This is a genomic window from Hymenobacter sp. UYCo722 (assembly GCF_040547115.1).
GTDB lineage: Bacteria > Bacteroidota > Bacteroidia > Cytophagales > Hymenobacteraceae > Hymenobacter.
This window is the reverse complement of the sequence record NZ_JBEPPC010000002.1, coordinates 661,387-682,528: the sequence shown is the minus strand read 5'-3', so window position 1 is coordinate 682,528 and position 21,142 is coordinate 661,387. Positions and strand designations below refer to the sequence as shown.

General features: G+C 64.3%; 16 protein-coding genes. 5 read left to right on the top strand and 11 right to left on the bottom strand.

The window, feature by feature from the left end:
- Nucleotides 1-122: 122 nt before the first annotated feature.
- From ABIB44_RS08650 to ABIB44_RS08600, 11 genes are all read right to left on the bottom strand, one after another.
- On the bottom strand, nt 123-2,303 hold the full coding sequence (locus ABIB44_RS08650) for a bifunctional alpha,alpha-trehalose-phosphate synthase (UDP-forming)/trehalose-phosphatase (RefSeq protein WP_354584241.1): 2,181 nt from the start codon (nt 2,301-2,303) through the stop codon (nt 123-125).
- Nucleotides 2,304-2,372: 69 nt separating this feature from the next.
- On the bottom strand, nt 2,373-2,675 hold the full coding sequence (locus ABIB44_RS08645) for a DUF202 domain-containing protein (protein ID WP_354584240.1): 303 nt from the start codon (nt 2,673-2,675) through the stop codon (nt 2,373-2,375).
- A gap of 89 nt (nt 2,676-2,764) precedes the next feature.
- Nucleotides 2,765-4,183, bottom strand: coding sequence for an efflux transporter outer membrane subunit (locus ABIB44_RS08640; RefSeq protein ID WP_354584239.1), 1,419 nt, complete (start codon nt 4,181-4,183; stop codon nt 2,765-2,767).
- A gap of 180 nt (nt 4,184-4,363) precedes the next feature.
- The gene (locus ABIB44_RS08635; RefSeq protein WP_354584238.1) at nt 4,364-7,519 is read right to left on the bottom strand and encodes an efflux RND transporter permease subunit; all 3,156 of its coding nucleotides are present in this window, start codon (nt 7,517-7,519) and stop codon (nt 4,364-4,366) included.
- Between the two features lie 170 nt (nt 7,520-7,689).
- Entirely contained in the window at nt 7,690-8,847 is a 1,158-nt protein-coding gene (locus ABIB44_RS08630) for an efflux RND transporter periplasmic adaptor subunit (RefSeq protein ID WP_354584237.1), read from the bottom strand.
- Between the two features lie 84 nt (nt 8,848-8,931).
- Nucleotides 8,932-9,228, bottom strand: a complete 297-nt coding sequence (locus ABIB44_RS08625) for a hypothetical protein (RefSeq protein WP_354584236.1) — start codon at nt 9,226-9,228, stop codon at nt 8,932-8,934.
- A 47-nt stretch (nt 9,229-9,275) separates the two neighbouring features.
- Nucleotides 9,276-9,641 (bottom strand): four-helix bundle copper-binding protein, encoded by a 366-nt coding sequence (locus ABIB44_RS08620; protein ID WP_354584235.1) that lies wholly within the window; start codon nt 9,639-9,641, stop codon nt 9,276-9,278.
- 33 nt (nt 9,642-9,674) lie between these two features.
- Complete coding sequence (locus tag ABIB44_RS08615) at nt 9,675-9,905, bottom strand: hypothetical protein (RefSeq protein ID WP_354584234.1); 231 nt, start codon at nt 9,903-9,905, stop codon at nt 9,675-9,677.
- A 222-nt stretch (nt 9,906-10,127) separates the two neighbouring features.
- A complete protein-coding gene (locus ABIB44_RS08610) occupies nt 10,128-11,504 on the bottom strand; it encodes a sensor histidine kinase (protein WP_354584233.1) in 1,377 nt (458 codons plus the stop codon).
- 142 nt (nt 11,505-11,646) lie between these two features.
- The gene (locus ABIB44_RS08605; protein WP_354584232.1) at nt 11,647-12,327 is read right to left on the bottom strand and encodes a response regulator transcription factor; all 681 of its coding nucleotides are present in this window, start codon (nt 12,325-12,327) and stop codon (nt 11,647-11,649) included.
- 142 nt (nt 12,328-12,469) lie between these two features.
- On the bottom strand, nt 12,470-13,810 hold the full coding sequence (locus tag ABIB44_RS08600; RefSeq protein ID WP_354584231.1) for a DUF2254 domain-containing protein: 1,341 nt from the start codon (nt 13,808-13,810) through the stop codon (nt 12,470-12,472).
- Between the two features lie 296 nt (nt 13,811-14,106).
- Between ABIB44_RS08600 and thrA the strand changes: the two genes are divergently transcribed.
- The 5 genes from thrA to ABIB44_RS08575 all read left to right on the top strand — a co-directional run bounded on the left by thrA (nt 14,107) and on the right by ABIB44_RS08575 (nt 21,137).
- Nucleotides 14,107-16,551, top strand: a complete 2,445-nt coding sequence (gene thrA, locus ABIB44_RS08595; RefSeq protein ID WP_354584230.1) for a bifunctional aspartate kinase/homoserine dehydrogenase I — start codon at nt 14,107-14,109, stop codon at nt 16,549-16,551.
- A gap of 104 nt (nt 16,552-16,655) precedes the next feature.
- Nucleotides 16,656-17,588: a homoserine kinase gene (locus ABIB44_RS08590; RefSeq protein ID WP_354584229.1), complete on the top strand. Its 933-nt coding sequence runs from the start codon at nt 16,656-16,658 to the stop codon at nt 17,586-17,588.
- Nucleotides 17,589-17,744: 156 nt separating this feature from the next.
- Nucleotides 17,745-19,040, top strand: coding sequence for a threonine synthase (thrC, locus tag ABIB44_RS08585; protein WP_354584228.1), 1,296 nt, complete (start codon nt 17,745-17,747; stop codon nt 19,038-19,040).
- Between the two features lie 168 nt (nt 19,041-19,208).
- Complete coding sequence (locus ABIB44_RS08580) at nt 19,209-19,898, top strand: c-type heme family protein (protein ID WP_354584227.1); 690 nt, start codon at nt 19,209-19,211, stop codon at nt 19,896-19,898.
- Between the two features lie 45 nt (nt 19,899-19,943).
- Nucleotides 19,944-21,137 (top strand): toxin-antitoxin system YwqK family antitoxin, encoded by a 1,194-nt coding sequence (locus ABIB44_RS08575; RefSeq protein WP_354584226.1) that lies wholly within the window; start codon nt 19,944-19,946, stop codon nt 21,135-21,137.
- Nucleotides 21,138-21,142: the final 5 nt, after the last annotated feature.

Genomic DNA, 21,142 nt, shown 5'->3' with positions numbered 1-21,142 from the left:
TGCAAAAAGGAACGTCATGCTGAACGCAGTGAAGCATCTCTACCGCGCAAGTAATTCATTTTACTATTGCGGTAGAGATGCTTCGACTGCGCTCAGCATGACGTTCAATTACTCCTCCGACTTCACCCAATCAATTGGCGCAGCAGCTGCCGCACGTCCGCAGGCGAGGCGATGTGGAAGCGGGCGGCCGAGTGCTGGGCCTGGCCCACGCGCACGGTGTAGGCCTCGGGCGGCAGGGCGCGGAAGGTGTCCTCGTCGGTGCGGTCGTCGCCGAGAGCCAGCATGAAGCTGGGCGCATACTGGCCTAGCCAGCGCACGGCCGCCGTGCCCTTGTTGATGCCGGCATTCTTGATTTCGAGCACTTTATTGCCTTCCAGCACCTGTAAATCGGTGTTGGCGGTGATGAAGCTGAGGTGGCTGAGCAGCTCGCGGGCGCGCACGGGGCCCAGCTCGGCATCGGCGCGGCGGTAGTGCCACACCAGCGAGTAGTCCTTCTCCTCGATGAAGGAGCCGGCGGTGCGCGCCACGTACACTTCCAGCACCGGGCGCAATTCCCGCTTCCAGTCGTTGCGCAGGGGCTGGAAGAGCTGCCATTCTTCCGATTCGGCCCCGCGCAGCCACACGCCGTGCTCGGCAATGAAGTGCAGCGGCAGGTGGCCCAGCCACTGCTGCAGCGTGGTGCGGTCGCGGCCCGAGATGATGACCACGCGGTTCTGCGGGTTGTCGGTGAGGGCGCGCAGCAACATCAGCAGCTCCGGGTCGGGGGCAGCACGGGTGGGGTCGGGGTGGAAGGGCACGAGCGTGCCGTCGTAGTCGAGCAGTAGCAGGCGCTGCTCGGCGGCGTGATAGTTGGCCAGCAGCGTGGCGGTGGCGGCTTCGTCGAGGTTGGCCGTGGCCAGGGTTTCTTGTTTCATCTTGGTATAGGCCAGCTGGTTCATAAAGAGTTTGGTCCAGGAAAACACGTTGTAGCGCTGCACCAGGGCCTGCATGGTGTGCATGCGGCGCTCCTGTTCCTCGCCGGGCATCACCAGGGCCTCGTGCAGGGCCTCGGCCAGGGCGCGGGTGTCGGTGGGATTGATGATGAGGGCATCGGACAGCTCGCGGGCCGCGCCGGCCCGCTCGCTCAGGATGAGCACGCCGCGGTGGTCGAGCCGGCTGGCCACGTACTCCTTGGCTACCAGGTTCATGCCGTCGCGCAGGGGTGTTACGAGGCCCACATCGGCCATGGCGTAGAGCGCGGCCAGCTCGGGCAACGGAAACGAGCGGTAGAAGTAGTGCACCGGGCTCCAGCTGATGGTGCGGTACTGGGCATTGATGCGGCCCACCAGCTCATCTACCTCCTCTTTCAGCGACGCATACTGCGCCACCTGGTCGCGCGAGGGTACCACTACCATAATCAGGCTCACCTGCCCGCGCCATTCTGGGTAGCGCTCCAGCAGTTCATTAAAGGCCCGCAGGCGCTGCGGAATGCCCTTGGTGTAGTCGAGCCGGTCGATGCTAAGGATGATGCGGGTGTCGCCTAGGGCCTGCCGGTACTCGGCCGTGTGGGCCTTCGCTTCTTCCGACGCGGCAGCCGTGGCGTAGCGCTCGTAGTCGATGCCCATTGGAAAGGCATCGACGCGCACGGTGTGGCTCGGCGTCTCAATCTGGCCGTTCTGGTTGGGCAAGCCCAGCTGCTGCGACACCGCGCTGAGGAAGTGCCGCATGTAGCCGAAAGTGTGAAAACCCAGCAAATCAGCCCCCAGCATGCCGCGCAGCAGCTCCGTGCGCCAGGGCAGCACCCGAATCAGCTCGTAGGACGGAAACGGGATGTGCAGGAAGAAGCCGATGGTGGCCCGGGGCCGGGCGCGGCGCAGCAGCTCGGGCAGCAGCAGCAGCTGGTAGTCATGCACCCAGATGACGTCGTCGGGGCCGGACTGGGCCAGCACGGCCTGGCAAAATTTCTCGTTCACGGCCACGTAAGCGGCCCAGTGGGCATCGACGTAGGTAGCAAACTCGGTGAAATAATGAAAAGTGGGCCAGAGCGTGGAGTTGCTGAAGCCTTCGTAATAGTCCCGGATTTCATCCTCGGTGAGGAAAACCGGGGCCATGTTGTCGGCGTGCAGCTCCTGGGTGATGAGGCTTTCCTCGGCTTCATTGTGCACAAACAGGCCGGGCCAGCCCACCCACACGTTGTCGCCCTGGCGGTAGATGGAGCCCAGGCCAGTGGCCAGGCCGCCCTCGCTGGGCTGAAAAGTAAGGCTGTCGTCGGTGCGCTGAACTTTGGTGGGCAGGCGGTTAGAAACAATAATCGTTTTTGACATAAGTATGTTGGCTTGCGAAGCCGCGCGCGCAGAAAGCCCCGAAGGGTTAGAGAGGGTGAGCAAGTAAAATCAGGTAGTGGAACGGGCGGCATGCCGCCGCTGCCGGGCCGCCACGGCCGCCGCGATACGGCGGCCCTTGGCCCGAAACCGCACCCAGCCCAGGCCGATTACGCCCAGGCCAAAGGGAATGAAGAAGGCCCCAATCCAGATGAATACGTCATCGCGGAAGAAATTGATGAGCGAGAGCCCGGCAATGACCAGGGCCAGACCCGTGCGCAGGTAGGCCAGGTTGGTGCGCTCGTTGGCCAGGCGGGTGCGCTCCAGGGCCAGTTCGTCGGTGAGGCTAAGATGAAAATGGTCGGCGTCGGGCATAAAAGGGAAGAGAGAATGAGCAACTAATTGAACGTCATGCTTCGACTGCGCTCAGCATGACGTTCAATTAGCCACTTACGCTTCTAACGCTACTGCGCCGTCCAGCCGCCGCCGAGGGCGCGGTAGAGGTCAATAAGCAGCAGAAACTGCTGCCGGCGGGCGGCCGTCAGGTTCAGCTCGGCCTCGAGCACGCTGCGTTGGGCGGTGATGACTTCGATGTAGGTGGCGTAGTTGGCGCGGTAGAGGTCGTTGGCCGTGGCCACGGCTTGGGTGAGGGCGTTGACCTCCTGCTGGCGCAGGTCGGCCACTTCGCGGTAGTTTTCGAGGCCGCGCAGATTGGTAGTCACCTCCTCAAAACCGGTCTGAATGGTTTTCTGGTAGCCCAGGTAGGCGGCGCGCTGCTCAGCGGCGTTGCGGGCGTAGCTGGCCCGTACGGCGCTGCGGTTGAGCACCGGGGCGGCCACGCCGGCCAGCAGGCCGTAGGCCAGCGAGCCGGGCGCGCTCAGCAGCAGCGCCGGGGTGTAGGCATTCAAGCCGAGGTAAGGGGCCAACGTGAGCGAGGGCAGGAAGGCGGCGCGGGCGGCGGCCACATCGGCACGGGCCGCGGTGAGCTGCAGCTCGGCCTGTTGCACATCGGGCCGGCGCAGCAGCATAGTGGCGGGCAGCCCAGCCGACACGGCGGCGGGCAGCTGCTGGAGGGCCAGTGCCCGGCCCCGCCGGATGGGCTGCGGGTAGCGCCCCAGCAGGCGGTTGAGGGTGTTTTCGGAAGCCGCGATGCGCTGCCGGGCTTCGGCGGCCAGGCTGCGGGTGCGCAGCAGCTGGGCGGCAAACTGCTGCACGGCCAGCTCGGTGGCGCGCCCGCCCAGCTTCTGGATTTTCACCACTTCGAGGGCGCGCTCCTGGTAGGCGCGGTTTTTTTCGAGCACGGCCAACTGGTTGTCGTAGGTCAGCAGCTCGTAGTAGCCGCTGGCGACCTGGGCCACTAGCTGCGTTTGCACGAGGCGGCGGCCCTGCTCGGTAGCCAGCAGGCGAGCGTACGCGGCTTTGCGGCGGCTGCGCAATTTGCCCCAGAGGTCAATTTCCCAGGTGCTGCGGAAGCCTACGAACAGGTCGGGCACGAGGTTGGGCAGGCGGCGGCCGTCGTTGGTGTCGGTGTTGCCCACGCCGCTGTAGTCGGCAAATTTGTCGAGGCTGCCCACGCCGCCGGCGCTCACCTGCGGGTATAGCGCACCCTTAGCGGCCAATAGGCCGGCGCGGGCCTGCTCCACCCGTTGCAGGGCAATGCCGAGGTCGGGGTTGGCGCGCAGGGCGGTGTCAATCAACGAAACCAGAGCCGAATCGGCAAAGAATTGCTGCCAGTCGAGCCGGGCGATGGTAACGGTGTCGGCGGCCTGCGTTTGGAAGGCGGTGGGAACGGCCGTGGCCCGGGGCTGGGTGACGAGTGGGAGGGAGGCGGTGCAGCTAGCGAGGGAGAGGGCCAGGAGTAGTCCGCCTAACGTGCGCCTCACCCCCCGGCCCCCTCTCCCGCGGAGAGGGGGAGCCAGACGGCTTTGGGTTAGAGTTTTATAAAAGGGAAAAGAATGAATCAAAGACATAAATCAGTTTGAAATTCCTATGCACAAGCTGAAGCATGTGCTACAATCGTCTGGCTCCCCCCTCTCCGCGGGAGAGGGGGCCGGGGGGTGAGGTTACGCGTGAACGGCCACTTCCTGCTCCGAAAGTGGCTCCTCCACCCCTTCATCCTTCTTCCGCCGCATAAACAGCACGTACAGCCCCGGAATCAGCACCACCCCGAACACCGTTCCAATCAGCATGCCGCCGGCCGCCGCCGTGCCGATGGAGCGGTTGCCCATCGCGCCCGCGCCATCGGCAATGCACAGCGGAATCAGGCCGGCTACGAAGGCGAACGAAGTCATCAGGATAGGGCGCAGGCGGGAGCGGGCTCCTTCCACCGCCGCGTCGAGGACGGACGCGCCTTCCTTGCGGCGCAGCACCGCGAACTCGATGATGAGAATGGCGTTTTTGCCCAGCAGGCCCACCAGCATCACCAGTGCCACCTGGGCGTAGATGTTGTTTTCGAGGCCCAGGAGCTTGAGTGCCAGGAAGGCCCCGAAGATGCCGGTGGGCAAACTCAGCAGCACCGGTAGGGGCAGCAGGAAGCTTTCGTACTGCGCCGCCAGCAGCAGGTACACGAAGATGAGCACCACGCCAAACACGTAGAGCGCCTGATTGCCCGAGATGATTTGCTCGCGGGTCATGCCACTCCATTCGTAGCTGTAGCCACGCGGCAGCTCCTTGGCGGCCACGGTTTCAATGGTCTTCACGGCATCGCCCGAGGAGTAGCCGGGGGCGGCGTCGCCGTTCACCTGGGCCGAGAGATACATGTTGTAGCGGGTGAGCTGCTCGGGGCCGTACACGCGCTCCAGGCGCAGGAACGTGGCGAAGGGCACCATCTCGCCCCGGTCGTTTTTCACGTACAGCTTCAGCACGTCTTCGGGCTGGGTGCGGGCGCTGGGCAGGGCCTGCACCATCACCTTATACATCTGGCCGAAGCGGATGAAATTAGAGGCATAGTTCGCGCCCATCAGGGTTTGCAGCGTGCTCATGGCCCGCGCTACGGTCACACCTTTTTTGGCGGCCAGGTCGGCATCGAGGTGGATGAGGTACTGCGGAAAGCTGGGGTCGAAGCCGGAGAAGGTGCCCTCGATGGCCGGCGTGGCGTTCAGGGCCTTCACGAAGCGCTGCGTGACGGCGGCCGTGGCTTGCAAATCGCCGCGCCCGGTGCGGTCCAGCACCCGGAAATCGAAGCCGCCGGCGTTGCCGAAACCCGGCACAGTGGGCGGCGTGAAGAACTGAATCTGGGCATCGGTGATGCCGCGGGTTTTGGCTTTCAGCTCGGTAATCAGCTCGGTGGTCGACTGCTTGCGCTTGTCCCAGGCGGCCAGGTTAATCATGCCCATGCCGTAGCTGGCCCCCGACACGTCGTTCAGCAAACTGTAGCCGGCCAGGGTCGAAACCGATTCCACCGGCCCCATTTTGCTGGCCACGCGCTGCACTTGGTCGAGTACGCGCTGGGTGCGCTCCACGGTGGCACCGGGCGGCGTGGTCACGTTGATATACACCATGCCCTGGTCCTCGCTCGGGATGAAGCCGGTGGGCAGAATCCGGCTCACGCCCCAGGTGGCGGCGAAGAAAAACAGCAGCATGGCCACCGTAATCAGGCGGCGCGAGGCCACCGTGCGCACCAGCCCCTGGTAGCGGTCGGCAAACGCTTCGTAGCGGCGGTTGAAGCCGGCGAAGAAGCGGCCCATCAGGCCCGTACGCTCGCTGTCCTGCTTCGGCTCTTTCAGCAGCAGCGCACAGAGCGCGGGCGTAAGCGTGAGCGCATTCACGCCCGAAATCACAATGGCAATGGCCAGTGTGAGCGAAAACTGCCGGTAGAACACGCCCACCGGCCCGCTCATAAACGACACCGGAATAAACACCGCCGACATCACCAACGTGATGGCGATAATGGCCCCGCCGATTTCGCCCATTGCCGCCAGCGTGGCGTCCATGGCGCTCAGGTGTTCCTCGTGCATTTTAGCGTGCACGGCCTCGACCACCACGATGGCGTTATCGACCACAATACCAATGGCCAGCACCAGCGCAAACAGCGTGAGCAGGTTGATGCTGAACCCCATTATTTTCATGAAAAACAGCGTGCCCACCAGCGCCACCGGCACTGCCAGCGCCGGAATCAGGGTCGAGCGCCAGTCCTGCAAAAACAGGAACACAATCACGAACACCAGCAAAAATGCCTCGGCCAGCGTGCGCAGCACTTCGTGAATACTGGCGTCGAGGAAGCGCGACACGTCGTAGCTGATGCTGTAGCGCATGCCGGGCGGGAAGTTGGTTTTTTGCAGCTCGGCCATGCGGGTTTTCACGGCCGCAATCACGTCCGAGGCGTTGGAGCCGGGCAGCTGCTTGAGCATGATGGCGGCCGAGGCCTGGCCATCCGACTTTGAGGTCATGCGGTAGGTCTGCACGCCGAACTCCACGTCGGCCACGTCTTCCAGGCGCAGCACCGAGCCGTCGGGGTTGGCACGCACCACCAGCTTCTTGTACTGCTCGGGCTCGAATAATTTACCCGTGTAGCGCAGCACGTATTGCAGCGCCTGGGCCTTTTGGCCCGAGCTTTCGCCCGAGCGGCCGGGCGCGGCCTCAATGTTCTGGGCCTGAATGGCGGTCACAATCTCATCGGCCCCCAGCCGGTAGGCCAGCATGCGGTCGGGCTTGAGCCACACGCGCATGGCGTATTCCCGCGAGCCCATAATCTCGGCCAAGCCCACGCCCTTGATTCGCTTGAGCTCCTGCAAAACGTTGATGTCGGCGAAGTTGTAGATAAACTTCTCGCCCACGGTTTTATCGTCGCTCACCACGTTCAGGTAGAGCAGCATAGAATTTACCTCCTTTTCGGTGGTCACGCCAGCCTTTATGACTTCCTCCGGCAATTCGTCGATGATGGTGGTCACGCGGTTCTGCACGGCCACGGCGGCCAGGTCGGGGTCGGTGCCCACTTCGAAGAACACCTCTACCAGGGTGGTGCCGTTGTTAGTCGTCACCGTGTTCATGTAGGTCATGCCCGGCACGCCGTTGATGGCGCGCTCCAAGGGCGTAGCCACGGCCTTGGCGCATACTTCGGCATTGGCCCCGTTGTACTTGGCCCGCACCGTCACCGACGGCGGCACGATGTCGGGGAACTGCGTCACCGGCAGCACGAACAGCGCACCCAGCCCCAGCAGCGTGATGAAAAGAGAAATAACGAGCGATAAAACCGGCCGCCGAATGAAGATATTGAACATGGAATCGTGGGGTTTTTAGTCGTTCAGCCCGTCATGCTTGTCTGACGTCCGCGCAGCCGAAGCATCTCTACCGCAGTAGTAATCCTGGAAAACCGACCGTCATCGCAGCGAAGCGGTAGAGATGCTTCACTGCGTTCAGCATGACGTTCTTTTATTGCGGGGCGGAGCGCTTAGTCGTTCAGCGCCACGCTTTTCAGCGTCACCGCGCGCCCGGCGATGTGGGCGCCGTCGCGCAGGTCCTGGATGCCTTCGCACACCACCTGCTCGCCCGGCTTTAGGCCCGATTTCACGACGTAGTAGGCCGCCAGCCGGCTTTTGGGCAGGAAGCTCTGTTGGTGCACAATGCCCTGCTTGTTCAGCACATACACGTAATACTTGTCCTGCTGCTCAAAAACGGCTTTTTGCGGCACCAGCACGGCATCGGATACGGTGTTGGCGAGGCGCACCTTGCCGGTGGCCCCATGCTTGAGGATGCGCTTGGGGTTCTCGAAGCGGGCGCGGAAGGCGATGGCCCCGGTGTTGGGCTCAAACTCGCTTTCCACGGTCTCAATCTTGCCGGGCGGGCTGTAGAGCGAGCCGTCGGCCAGCACCAGCCGCACCTTGTTGGTGCTGCGGGCCGAGTCCTGGGCGCGGGTCCGAACGAACTCCATGTAGTCGGCCTCCGACACGTTGAAATAGGCAAATACCTGCCCGGCATCGGATACCGTCGTGAGCAGGGTGCCGTCGTCCACGAGGCTGCCTACTTTCAGCAGCTCGCGGTTCACGACGCCATCAAAAGGGGCGCGGACCAGCGTGTAGCTGAGCATGAGGGCGGCATTGCTTTCGGCCGAGCGGGCCTGGGCCACGTTGGCTTCGGCAGCGTTCAGCTGGGCCCGGGCCACGTCGAGCTCCGAGGCGGTGATGACGTTTTTGGCGGTGAGCATCTTTACGCGGCCGAGCTGCAGGGCGGCCACGCGGGCCTGGGCGGTGGCGCTGCTGCTGGCGGCGTGCATCCGGGCCAGCTTGGTGCGGTATTCGGCGGCCGAAATCTGGAACAGCGGCTGGCCCTTCTTCACCTTGTAGCCCTCATCGACGAATATTTTTTCGATATACCCTTTCACCCGGGCCCGCAGCTCCACGTTGCGCACGGCCTGAATCTCAGCCACGTATTCGCGGGTGAGCACCGTGTCGTGGGCGGCGAGGCGCACCACGGGCAGCTCCAGCGGCTGGTCGTCTTTATTGGGCGTGTTGGCTTCGCCGCTGCCGCAGCCGGGGAGGGCGGCCCCGCCCAGCACGGGCAGCAGCAGAAACAGCACGGGGCGCAGGCGGCGAAAAAGAGTAATCGGCATATAGAAAAAACAGAAAGAGTAGCGTGGGGGCCGGGACAACCGGGTTTAGAGCAACGGGGAGATACAGGCGGGCATCGTTCCTGGCTAGGGCAGCAGCGCCAGCAGCTCCTCGTCCACGGCATCGGGCGTAGCGGCCGAGGCGCGGGGCGTGACCAGGTAGCAGCGGGCCATGAAATCGAGCAGTGTCTGGCCCCGACGCACGATGGCCGTGTGCTGGTCGGCCGACCAGTCCAGCACCGGGTCGGCGGCCAGAATGGCACGGTGCCACCACGAAAGCGAAGCCGCCGAACGGCCCAGCCGGCGCACCATGTCGCAGCGCAGCTGAATAACGGCCTGCCACTGAGCGGCGGGCGAAAGGGCGGAGAAGCTGGTGGTCGTCATGGCAAAGGCGAGAATAGCGTGAATGAGAAGGGAGAAAAAGGGAAGCGCTAATAGCTGGTGCGGCAGGCGTCTTCGGCCATGCGGCAGGCCTCGGTGCAGCGGCGGCTGAAGTCGCCGGGGTGCTGGGTCGTTTCGTCGGCGCAAGCGCGGCACAGCTCGGCGCACTCGCGCAGGATGTAGCGGAAGTGCTCGGAGCCCCGGGCCACGAACACGCCGGCCAGCTGGCACAAATCGGCACAGTCGCGGCCCAGACGCATGCTACGGGCGCGGGCCTGGAGGTCGGGCTCGCTCCAGCTGTAGGCAATGAATTCGTTGCAGGCCGTGACGCAGGTAAAGAGGGCATCGAGAAGCACTTGCTGGCGGGGCAGCATTTGGGCAGTTGCCGGTGCGTTCGAGTAAGAGGGGGAAAACATGGTGGCGGGCTCAGTAAGAAATAGGGTGAGGCATCAGGGTTGGGCGGCCAGCAGCGAATCGGCCCGGGCGGTGGCGGGCGGCGGCAGCGAATCGAGCGGCAGCAACAGGGCGGTGGGCACGCGCAGCTGGGCCGCCAGCTCCTGGTCGAGGGCGTGTGTTTCGAGCCGCAGCAAGCAGTAGAAGTTGAAGGCCGTCGATAGCACCAGTGCCCCCACCAACAGGTAAAGCAGCATGTGCGGACGGATTTGAGCGGTTCTCTTCATAGCAACGCCAGCGGCAGTGTTGGCTACAAAGGACCCGAACCGGTATTAACCTAGCCTGAATGCGAGATTAAAAAACATTAAAATGCGGGCGGGAAAAAGCCGGTCATCCTGTGCGTAGCGAAGGACCTTCTCGTGCTGGAACGGCTTGCCGTAATTCTGTCGGCGCGGGCGTGACAAGGTCCTTCACTGTGCTCAGGATGACCGGTGTTTCCCGCTACTCCCCTACCCCACCACCGGCAGCCGCAGCGTAGCCGTGGTGCCCCGGCCCGGCTCCGAGGCCAGCACCAGCGTGCCGCCGTGGCGCTGCGCAATCTTCTGCGTCACGGCCAGGCCGATACCGTAGCCGGGCTGCTGCCGGCCGTTTTCGGCCCGGTACAGCGGCTCGAACACCCGCGCCAAATCGGCGGGGGCGATGCCGATGCCGGTATCGGCCACGGCTACCTGCACGGTTTCGGGGTCAGTGTAGCCCAGGGTGGCGCGCACCTCGGCGGCCGAGTACTTGCAGGCGTTATCGAGCAGGTTAAGCAGGGCGGTGGTGAGCAGCTGGGCATTGCCGGCCACGGCAAAAGGCGTATCCAGCTGGTCGGGCACGTCGCCGAAAGCTACCTGCACCAGCCGGCCGGGGTGGCGGGCCTGGCACTGGGCCACGGCCTGCGTCAGGCACTCGTCGAGGCGCACGGGCTCGCGGCGGCCGCCCATCTCGCCGGCCTGGGCCAGGGATAATAGGCCGTTGGTGATGCCCACAAGCTGGCGCAAGTCTTCCACGGCCGAGGCCATGCTTTCCTGGGCGTCGGGCAGGGTCTGGTCGTAGGCCAGGGCGGTTTGCAGGGTGCCCAGGGCCACGGTGAGGGGCGTGCGCAGCTCGTGCGAGGCGTGGCTTACGAAGCTGCGCTGGGCCTCAAACGCCTGCTCCAGCCCGCCCAGCATCTGGTTGAAGGTGATGGCCAGCTGCGCGATTTCGTCGGTGCCGTTGCCTTCGTCCACCCGGCGGCTCAGCTCGCGGGCGGTTATTTTCTTCACTTGCTTTACCACCCGGGCAATGGGTTTCAGCGACTCGTCGGCGAAGTACCAGCCGGCCAGAATGATGAGCACCAGCGCGCCCACGTTGCCGGCCAGCAAAATCAGCCGCAGACTGGCCAGCTGGGCCCGGCCCAGCTCGTCGTAGCCGGCCGCAAACAGCCGGTAGGGCTGCCCCGCCGGCCCGTAGGTGAAGCCCACGGCTTCGAGCGGCCCGGTGCGGAAGCGCACCAGCGGCCCGCCCGTCGTCAGGCGCGGCAGCTGGCGCTGGTTAGCCTGCTGTGGCACGGTGTCGGCGCTCACGTAAATCAGCCGGTTATTGGGCGCATAGATGCTGATTTCCTCCTGCTCGATGGTCAGCAAGTCACTGCGGCTGAAGGTCCGGCGCACGGCCCCGGCCGAATCCGCCGGCGTAGTGCGCAGGTGCAGGCGGGCCGTCATAATAGCCTTGCCCGCCAGCCGCCGCGTGAAGCGCTGCTCCCGCGCCGCCGCGTGGAAGTAGTACACGAACGCCGAAAACCCGAGCTGAATGGCCAGCACGAGCAGCGTAAAGCGCAGAATCAGCTTGTTGCGAATCAGCATGAGGCAATTTGCAATAAAGAACGGTCATGCTGAGCTTGTCGAAGCATCTCTACCGCTTCGTTGCATCCATTGATTTACTACTGCGGTAGAGATGCTTCGGCTGCGCTCAGCATGACCGTTGTTTTGCAGCCCTTATTTGCCCTCAACCGCCCTCCCTCGCCACGTAGCCCATGCCCACTACGGTATGAATCAGCTTCATCCCAAATCCTTTGTCCATCTTCTTGCGCAGGTGGCTCACGTACACGTCGATGATGTTGGTGTTGGTGTCGAAGTTCAAATCCCAGACTTTCTCGGCGATGTCGACCCGCGAAATCACCCGGTTGCGGTTTAGGAGAAGGTATTCGAGCAGGCCGTATTCCTTGGTGGTGAGCTCGATGCGCTGCCCGGCGCGGGTCACGGCTTTGGTGTCGAGGTTCAGCTCTAAATCGGCCAGGCGCAGCACTTGCTTCACGGTGGTGGCCTCGGTGCCGCGCCGGGTGAGCACCCGCGCCCGCAGCAGCAATTCCTTGAATTCGAAGGGTTTGACGAGGTAGTCGTCGGCCCCGGCCTCGAAGCCGGTCACCTTATCGTCGAGGCTGTCGAGGGCGGTGAGCAGCAGCACCGGCAGGCGCGGATAGTCGGCCCGAATGAGCCGGCACAGCTCAAAGCCGTTGATGTGGGGCAGGTTCACGTCCAGAATCACCAAATCGTAAGGCTGCTGCCGCACCATCGAGAGGCCCATGCGGCCGTCGTAGGCCACGTCCAGCTCATAGCCTTCGTGCCGAAAGCCCTTGCCGACGAACGTGGCCAGCTTGGGCTCATCCTCAACGAGTAGTAGTTTCATGGAATGGAAATATGCGATTTCGAAGATACCTAGAACGTCATGCTGAGCTTGCCGCAGCATCCCTACCGCAATAGTAAATGATTACTGCTGCGGCAGGGATGCTGCGGCAAGCTCAGCATGACGTTCCAGATTACTGCCCATCCTACAAAGCCGCCGCCGACAAACCCATCAAATCGTCGCGCAACTCCCGGTAGCGGGCCTGCACCTGGTCGAGGTCGTAGCGGGTGGTGAGCGTAGCTTCGGCTGTTGCCAGCGTGAGGTCGGCCTGCTGGCGCAGGGCGCCGCGGCCGGCCGGTGTGGCGCACGCGGCCACAATAACGCGCAGCGCCGCTAGCTGGCGCAGGTAAATAGCCACCGAGCTCGCCGCGTTAGCCCGAATCTGGTCGAAAGCCGTACCCAGGTAGCTGGTGAAATCGGGTTCCAACGTTAGCACGCGCACCTGCCCTTCTGTCGCTCGCAGTGGGCTGGCCAGGTTGCGGTCGGCCAGCAGCCGCAGCAGCGCGCCCAGCCGGTCCACGCACATCACGGCCGTGGTGGTATCGTTGATGCCCGGGGAAAGGGCCTTCATGGCAATATCCACCAGCTGGCGCAGGCCGAAGCCCACATCCTGGTCGAGGGTGCGCTGGTCGCCGAAGCGGTAGCTGTCGTTCAGGCTGTCGGCGAGTTCATCGGCCGGGGGCAGGGCGTGGCCGTCGGGGCTGGCTACCGCTACCAGCGGCGCGCCCTTCACCGTGAAGCTGCCAATGGCCTGCTCCATGCGCACCACCACCTTGGCCTGCTCGGCAAAGGCTAGCAGCGCATCATAATCCACGCCCTGAATGTAGCCCGTGACCGGGGCCGGCACCGGCTGCCAGCGCAGGTCCGGGCCGGCGGCCAGCTCGGCGCGCTCGGTGGAGGTAGCGGGCTCGCCCAGCCGGGCCGGAAACACCTTGTCGAGCAGCTTCTCGGTTTCGGCCGCCACGCCCGCCACAATGTTGGCCGCCTGAATGGAGGTGGCAATGTGATGGATAAAGAAAATCAGCATCCCAATGCTTACCAGGGCCAGCACCAGCCCGAAGGCCACCGCCAGGGGCGGCACAAACGAGCCTTCGTCGCCCCCGCGAATGGTGCGCAGCACCACCAGGCAGTACACGAAAATGCTCACGAAGAAGCCCATCACCACCTGGTTGGTGCGGTCGCGCATGAAATTGCGCAGCAGGCGCGAAGTGTACTGGCTGGCCACCTGGGCCAGCGTGGCCAGCGTGAGGGAGAAGGTGAGGCCCGCCACCGTAATCATGGAGCCGGCAATGGCGGCGAGCATGCCGCGCGCGCCCGCGGCCCCCGCCCCAAACAGCAGCGGAAACCGGGCCGTCCACTTCGCCCCGATGTACACATCGAGCCGCACCAGCCAATAAGCCGCAAACAGCGAGGCCACGACCATCATGGTCGGCACAAACCAGAGGCTGGAATCCAGCTTCAGCCACAGGGCTTTCAGTTTATTCATATGCTCCAGTTTACTACCACGCCGGCCTTACGGTTGTGCGGCCGGCCCGCTGCCCGGCACTGGCAGTATTTCCTGCAGAAAAAGTGCGATAAAACGAGCATAGCGCGCTACATTGCGCCGGTCTGCCCATGGTGGCCACGGTTGGGCGAAAGTGCTGCGCAAGGGCATTCGCGGGGCTGCGGCGGCCTCCGGCTACTTTTTTTACGCCCTTGGGCAATCTTCGCCCGCTTTTATATATTCTGGTTTCGCAACTCCCACCCAGGCGGCACCGCTCCCTCAACTAACCAGAACCCGCGATGCAAGTGTTGAAATTCGGAGGCACGTCGGTGGCCTCCGCCGAGAATATCCGCAAGTCGCTGGCCATCGTGGCCACGGCTACCTTCAACAGCCCCGTGGTTATGGTGGTGTCGGCGCTGGGCGGCACGACCGATTTGCTGATTGGGGCCGGCCGGGCCGCGGCTTCCGGCAACGAAGCCTACCGCGATACCCTAATCCATTTGGCCGAGCGCCACCGCACCGCCGCCCAGGAGCTGCTGGCCGGCGCGGCCCAGCACGAGAAGCTGGCGGCCATCGCGGCGCAATTCGCCGAAATTCAAACCCTGTGCGACGGTATTTTTGCCCTCGGCGAGCTCTCCCCCCGCACCCTCGACCGGCTGATGAGCTACGGCGAGCTGCTCTCGTCGCGCCTAATCGCGGCGGCCGCCAAGGCCCAGGGCCTGGCGGCCGGCTGGGCCGATGCCCGGCAGCTGATTCGGACCAACTCGCGCTTCGGCTCGGCCGAGGTCGACATGGCCACCACCACCCAACAGGTGGCCGAGCTGCGCGACAGCGCCGACCACCACGTCTGGGTGGTGCCGGGCTTTATCGGGGCCGATGCCCACGGCGTGACGACCACGCTGGGCCGGGGCGGCTCCGACTACACGGGCGCTTTGCTGGCGGCGGCACTCGGGGCCGAAGTACTCGAAATCTGGACCGACGTAAGCGGCATGATGACCGCCGACCCGCGCCTGGTGCGCAGCGCCCGGCCCATTGCCCGCATCAGCTATCAGGAAGCCATGGAGTTGTCGCACTTCGGGGCCAAGGTGCTGTACCCGCCCACCATTCAGCCGGTGATGCAGCGCGGTATTCCGCTCTGGATTAAAAACACGTTCGCACCCCACGACTACGGCACGCTGGTAGAGGTGGAGCCGCCGCGCACGACCGCCGTGGTGCAGGGCATTTCCAGCATCGGCAACCTGGCGCTGCTGAACCTGGAGGGCAGCGGCATGGTGGGCGTACCGGGCTTCTCGCAGCGGCTGTTCGCGGCGCTGGCCCGCGAGCGCATCAACGTGGTGCTCATCACCCAAAGCTCGTCGGAACACTCGATTTGTGTGGGCGTGAACGAGCAGGACACCACCCCGGCCCAGGCCGTGGTGGACGAGGAGTTTGCCACCGAAATCGCGGCCGGGCGCATCGAGCCCCTGCGGCCCGAGCGCGGGCTGGCTATTGTGGCCCTGGTGGGCGAAAACATGAAGGACCACCCCGGCATCAGCGGCAAGCTGTTTGGGGCGCTGGGGCAAAACGGGGTGAACATCCGGGCCATCGCGCAGGGCGCTTCGGAGAAGAATATTTCGACCGTGATTCGGGCCGCCGACGTGCGCAAGGCCATTAACGTGCTGCACGAGGCTTTTTTCGAGGCCACCGTAAAGCAGGTGAACCTGTTCATTCTCGGGCCGGGCAACGTGGGCAGCAAGCTGCTGGAGCAGCTGGCACGGCAGCAGGCACACCTGCTCGAAAAGCTGGGCCTGCAGGTGCGCGTGGTGGCCATTGCCAACAGCCGCCACTGCCTGGTGAACGAAAACGGCCTCGACCTCACGGCCTGGCCCGACGAGCTGGCCACCGCCCCGGCCCTGAGCCTGGACGAATTCGCCCGCCTCATCATCGACCGCAACCTGCGCAACTCCATTTTTGTGGACGTGACGGCCAACCCCGCCGCAGCCGGCATTTACGCCGGGCTGCTGGAAAAGAGCGTGGCCGTGGTGGCCTGCAACAAGGTGGCCGCGTCGTCGGCCTACGCCCACTACGCCCGCCTCAAAAGTTTGTCGAAAGAATTCAACGCCAGCTATTTGTTTGAAACCAACGTGGGCGCAGCCCTGCCCATCATCGGCACGCTGAACGACCTGACGCGCAGCGGCGACGTGGTGCAACGCATGGAGGCCGTGCTCTCGGGCACGCTCAACTTCGTGTTCAACCACTACGACGGCACCCGGCCCTTTGCCGAGGTGGTGCGCCAGGCCCAGGCCGAAGGCTATACCGAGCCCGACCCGCGCCTCGACCTGAGCGGCTCGGACGTGGCCCGCAAAATCCTGATTCTGGCCCGCGAGGCTGGCCAGGTGATGGAAATGAGCGACATCAAAATCAACGGCTTCCTGCCCCCGGCCTGCCTCGAAGGCGACGTGGAAGCCTTTTATACGCAGATGACCGCCCACGAAAGCCAGTTCCGCGCCCTCTACGACGCTGCTACGACCGCCGGCAAACGGCTGAAGTTTGTGGCCCGCTACGCCGACGGCGAAGCTACCGTAGGCCTGCAGCAGGTAGCGCCCGGCCACGACCTCTACGACCTGCGCGGCAAAGACAACGTGGTGCTCTTCTACACCGACCGCTACCTCGACCAGCCGCTGGTGGTGAAGGGAGCCGGCGCGGGCGCGGAAGTCACCGCCTCGGGGGTATTTGCCGATATTATCCGCGCCGCAAGGTTGTAAAATCAATTAAAAATTAAAAATGAAGAATTAAAATTTGGGCGATGAAGGAGGATGACCAAGGTCGTTTTTAATTCTTCATTTTTAATTTTTAATTCAAATCTTTCATGCTCCATTCCGTTCTCGTTCATTCGCCCGCCACGCTCTCCAATTTGGGCTGCGGCTTCGATGTATTTGGCCTGGCCCTGGCCGCACCCTACGACACCATTCGCCTCACCCGCCGCACCGCGCCGGGCATCAGCATCCGCCACCTCGACGCCTACCACCTGCCCACCGACCCGGTCCGCAACGTGGCCGGCGTGGCCCTGCGCGCCCTGCTGCAAGCCGTGCCGGAGGAGATGGGCTTTGACCTGGAAATTACCAAGGGCATCAAGCCCGGCAGCGGGGTGGGCAGCAGCGCGGCCAGCGCGGTGGGCGCGGTAGTGGCCGCCAATGCCCTGCTGGGCAACCGCTTCACCAAAATGCAGCTGGTAGAATTTGCCATGGAAGGCGAAGCTGCGGCCTCGGGCGCGCGCCACGCCGATAACATTGCGCCGGCCGTGTTCGGCGGCTTCACGGTGGTGCGGGCCCTGGAGCCGGCCCTCGACATCATCGCCCTGCCCGCCCCGCCCCTGTGGGTGGCCGTGGTGCACCCCCAGATTGAATTAAAAACCAGCGACTCGCGCCAGGTGCTGCCCGTTACCGTGCCGCTGGGCCTGGCCGTGCGGCAGTGGGCCAACGTGGCCGGCCTCACCGCCGGCTTCCTCACCGCCGACTACGACCTCATTGGCCGCTCGCTGGCCGACTACATCGTGGAGCCGGCGCGGCTGCCGCTCATCCCTGGTTTGGCAGAAGCGCGCACCCGGGCGCTGGCGGCCGGGGCCATCGGCGGGGGCATCTCGGGCTCAGGGCCATCCATCTTCATGCTGAACCGGTCGGAGGAAACGGCGCAGGCCGTGGGCGCGGCCCTGAGCAGCGTGTTCGCGGAGCTGGATATTGAATTTAACGTGTACGTAGGACCGGTAGGGACCAAGGGGGCGTATGTGGTTTCGGAGGAGTAGGCAGAATAACAGCTAAAAAGAACGTCATGCTGAGCTTGTCGAAGCATCTCTACTGCTTCGTTGGACCAATTGGGTTACTTGCGCGGTAGAGATGCTTCACTGCGTTCAGCATGACGTTCTTTTGCTCATTGATACCTGTTAATTGATACCTGTTAAATGAAATACTACAGCCTCCGCCACCAGTCGCCGCCGGTCGATTTCCGGCAGGCTACCATCACCGGGCAGGCACCCGATGGCGGCCTGTACTTCCCCGAAACCATCCCGAAATTTTCGGCTGGTTTTCTGCGCGAGCTGCGCGGCCTGAGCAAGGCCACCGTGGCCCTCAACGTGATGCGGCCCTACGTGGGCAGCACCATTCCAGAAGCCGATTTGCAGCACATCTGCGCCGAAGCAGTGGATTTTGAATTCCCCCTGGTGCCGGTGCACGAGGACGTGGCGGCGCTGGAGCTTTTTCATGGGCCGACGCTGGCCTTTAAGGACGTAGGGGCGCGGTTTATGAGCCGCTGCCTGGGCTACTTCGCCAAGGCCGGCGACACGCCACCCGTGACCGTGCTGGTGGCCACCTCGGGCGATACCGGCGGGGCCGTGGCCAGCGGCTTTCTGGGCGTGCCGGGCGTGGAGGTGGTCATCCTCTACCCCTCCGGCAAGGTAAGCCCGGTGCAGGAGCAGCAGCTCACCACGCTGGGCCAGAACATCACGGCCCTGGAAGTAGCCGGCACCTTCGACGACTGCCAGGCGCTGGTGAAGCAGGCTTTCCTCGACCCTGAGCTGACCAAACAGCGGTTTCTGACTTCGGCCAATTCCATCAACGTGGCGCGCTGGCTGCCGCAGCAGCTCTACTACTGCTTCGCCATGCAGCAGTGGCCGGCCGGCGCGCCCGCGCCGGTGGTGGCGGTGCCGAGCGGCAACTTCGGCAACATCTGCGCCGGGCTGCTGGCGCGGGCTTCGGGGCTGGGGCTGGGCCATTTTATCGCGGCCTGCAATGCCAACGAGCCCGTGCCGGCCTACCTGCGCACGGGCACCTACGCGCCGCGCCCGGCCGTGCCCACCTTCTCCAACGCCATGGACGTGGGCAACCCCAGCAACTTCGTACGCATTCTGGAGCTATTTGGCAACGACATTACCCGGCTGCGCGCCGCCCTCAGCGCCGATACCGTGAGCGATGCCGACACGGTGGCCGCCATCCGGCAGGTGTGGGAGCAGCACGGCTACCTGCTCGACCCGCACGGCGCGGTGGCCTACGCGGCCCTGCGCCGCTACCAGGCCCGGCCCGGGGCGGCGGCCGGCTTCCTGCTGGCCACGGCTCACCCCGTAAAATTCCCCGGCGTGGTAGAACCCATCCTGGGCCGGGCCATCGAGCTGCCGGCCGTGGTGCAGGCGTTGCAGGGCCGCCCTAAACGAAGCGTGCCGCTGGCGGTTAACTACGAGGATTTGAAAGCTTTTCTGATGTAGTAGTGGTTTTATTAAGGAACGTCATGCCGGGCGCAGCCGAGGCATCTCGCGTATGGTAGCAAACCAATCAATGGAGTTTGTGGTAGCAAGCACGATGCCTCGGCTACGCTCGGCATGACGTTTTTTTGTCGTTTGCTCAGCGTCGTGTTCAAAAAATATTCTTCACCCGTGAAATTCCCGCTTTCCCAACTCGCCCTGCCCCTACTCGCGCTGGCCTTCGCCGCCTGCCGCCCCGACCAGGTCGAGCACCTGAAAGACAGCAAGCGCATTGGCATCGAGGCCGAGAACTGGGAGGTGAAGCGCATTATGCCCAAGGACCTGCTGCGCGCCACCCGCTGGGCCGGCGATTCCCTCACGGCCAACGCCGACTCGCTGCTGCGCCGCACGCTGGCCCGCGAGCTGGCGGCCGGTGGCGTGGCCCGCGCCATGCGCTTCTGCCGGCCTGAAACCTACCACGCCGTCGATTCGCTGGCCGGGGTGCTGAAGGCTACGGCCCGGCGCGTGAGCGAGCACCCGCGCAACCCCGCCAGCCTGGCCCCGCTGCTGGCCGCCGAAATGCGACCCGACACGGTGCGCACCATTCGGCGACTGTCGCAGGAGGTGTTTTTCTACCAGCGGCCCATTGTGCTCAACAACCAGCTGTGCCTGCGCTGCCACGGCGAAATCGGGAAGGATATCTCGCAAGCCGATTACGCTCTCCTCCAGCAGAAATTCCCACGGGACCAGGCCACCGGCTACCGCCTGGGCCAGCCCATGGGAGCCTGGATGGTAAGCCTGCAACGCCCCGGCGTAGCCGAATTCTGGACGATGAAAACGCGCAAGAAATGGAAAGAGCACAAGATGCCCAAGCTGTTTTAAGCCTTGAACGGTAGATTTGCGGCCAACTATTCAAGCTGTTTTGGGATGAGCAAATCACACATTCTTCGATTTTTGGTGGCGGCTACCCTGCTGCTGGCTGCCGCCCGGCATAGCCAGGCCCAGGGCCCCGCCGCTTCGGCAGCGGGGCAGGCTACCCTCGACCAATGCGTGCGCGTAATCAAAGGCGACAGCGTGGTGCTGTTTTACGATGCCAACTATGTGCTGACCCCGCCGACGTGCGCGCCCATTCGGCGGTTCACCCGTATCACGGCGACTGGCGATTTCAACGGCGAAGCGCGCGACTACGACGCCCGCACCCAAAAGCTGCGCGCCCGCCTGCACTACCGCGAAGGCAAGCGTGAAGGGCGCTACGAAACGTACTTTCCCAACGGCCAGCTCGCCGTGCAGGGCACCTTTGCGCAGGGAAACCCCACCGGCACCTGGCAGTTTTGGTATGCCAACGGCCAGCAGCGCCAAACCTTGGAATGGACCGGCTTACCGGCTCCGCGCCTGCGCATTCTGGCGTACTGGGACTCGACGGGCCAGCAGGGCGTGGCCAATGGCAACGGCATGTGGCACGACGTGATGCCCATGCTGCACAGCCGCATCGGTGGCCCCGTAATAGGGGGGCTGGCCCAGGGCGTGTGGGAAAACCGCGCCGCTGCTACCAACAAGCTACTAACCACCGAGGTGTACGAGCAGGGTCGCTTCAAGGAAGGCAAGGCGTTCGATGGCCTCGGGGGCCGCTACAAGGACCGGCCGCTGCTGGAGCCGCAAGTCGGCGACCCCCTAGCGGCGGCCGAAGGCTTCCGCCTGGGCACCACCTGCGAAGCGCGCCAGGCTGCTTACCAGGCAGATGTCGAACGCGCCGCGCAGATGCGCAACGCCCAGCCGCCCCGCCCCGCCGGCGACCCCAGCAGTTTCGTGCAGACGGTGCTGGGCAAGCTAAGCGAATCGAACCAAACCCACGACTGGGAAATCATCGCCGACGGCCGCGAGTTTGTGGTAGAAGCCATGACCGACGAAAAAGGCTACCTGCACCTGCTGAGCGGGCAGTCGGGCGGCGGCATCATCACGGCCCTCACGGAGGTGGTGGGTGGGCTGCCCGCTTGGCGGCCGGCCACGTACAACAGCAAGCCCGTACCCGGAGTGGTGCAGCTCGTCATCAGCAAGCGCGGGACGGTGCTTAGCATGTCGTACCGAACCCGGGTAGACCCCGTAGCCCTGATGACGCGTTGACCCGT

Excerpts from the sequence above, each read along its gene's own strand:
- ABIB44_RS08635 (WP_354584238.1), bottom strand. The coding sequence starts at position 7,519 with ATGTTCAATATCTTCATTCGGCGGCCGGTTTTATCGCTCGTTATTTCT.
- ABIB44_RS08630 (WP_354584237.1), bottom strand. The coding sequence starts at position 8,847 with ATGCCGATTACTCTTTTTCGCCGCCTGCGCCCCGTGCTGTTTCTGCTG.
- ABIB44_RS08620 (WP_354584235.1), bottom strand. The coding sequence starts at position 9,641 with ATGTTTTCCCCCTCTTACTCGAACGCACCGGCAACTGCCCAAATGCTG.
- ABIB44_RS08605 (WP_354584232.1), bottom strand. The coding sequence starts at position 12,327 with ATGAAACTACTACTCGTTGAGGATGAGCCCAAGCTGGCCACGTTCGTC.
- ABIB44_RS08590 (WP_354584229.1), top strand. The coding sequence starts at position 16,656 with ATGCTCCATTCCGTTCTCGTTCATTCGCCCGCCACGCTCTCCAATTTG.
- ABIB44_RS08600 (WP_354584231.1), bottom strand. The coding sequence starts at position 13,810 with ATGAATAAACTGAAAGCCCTGTGGCTGAAGCTGGATTCCAGCCTCTGG.
- ABIB44_RS08610 (WP_354584233.1), bottom strand. The coding sequence starts at position 11,504 with ATGCTGATTCGCAACAAGCTGATTCTGCGCTTTACGCTGCTCGTGCTG.
- ABIB44_RS08615 (WP_354584234.1), bottom strand. The coding sequence starts at position 9,905 with ATGAAGAGAACCGCTCAAATCCGTCCGCACATGCTGCTTTACCTGTTG.
- ABIB44_RS08625 (WP_354584236.1), bottom strand. The coding sequence starts at position 9,228 with ATGACGACCACCAGCTTCTCCGCCCTTTCGCCCGCCGCTCAGTGGCAG.
- ABIB44_RS08650 (WP_354584241.1), bottom strand. The coding sequence starts at position 2,303 with ATGTCAAAAACGATTATTGTTTCTAACCGCCTGCCCACCAAAGTTCAG.
- thrC (WP_354584228.1), top strand. The coding sequence starts at position 17,745 with ATGAAATACTACAGCCTCCGCCACCAGTCGCCGCCGGTCGATTTCCGG.
- thrA (WP_354584230.1), top strand. The coding sequence starts at position 14,107 with ATGCAAGTGTTGAAATTCGGAGGCACGTCGGTGGCCTCCGCCGAGAAT.
- ABIB44_RS08645 (WP_354584240.1), bottom strand. The coding sequence starts at position 2,675 with ATGCCCGACGCCGACCATTTTCATCTTAGCCTCACCGACGAACTGGCC.
- ABIB44_RS08575 (WP_354584226.1), top strand. The coding sequence starts at position 19,944 with ATGAGCAAATCACACATTCTTCGATTTTTGGTGGCGGCTACCCTGCTG.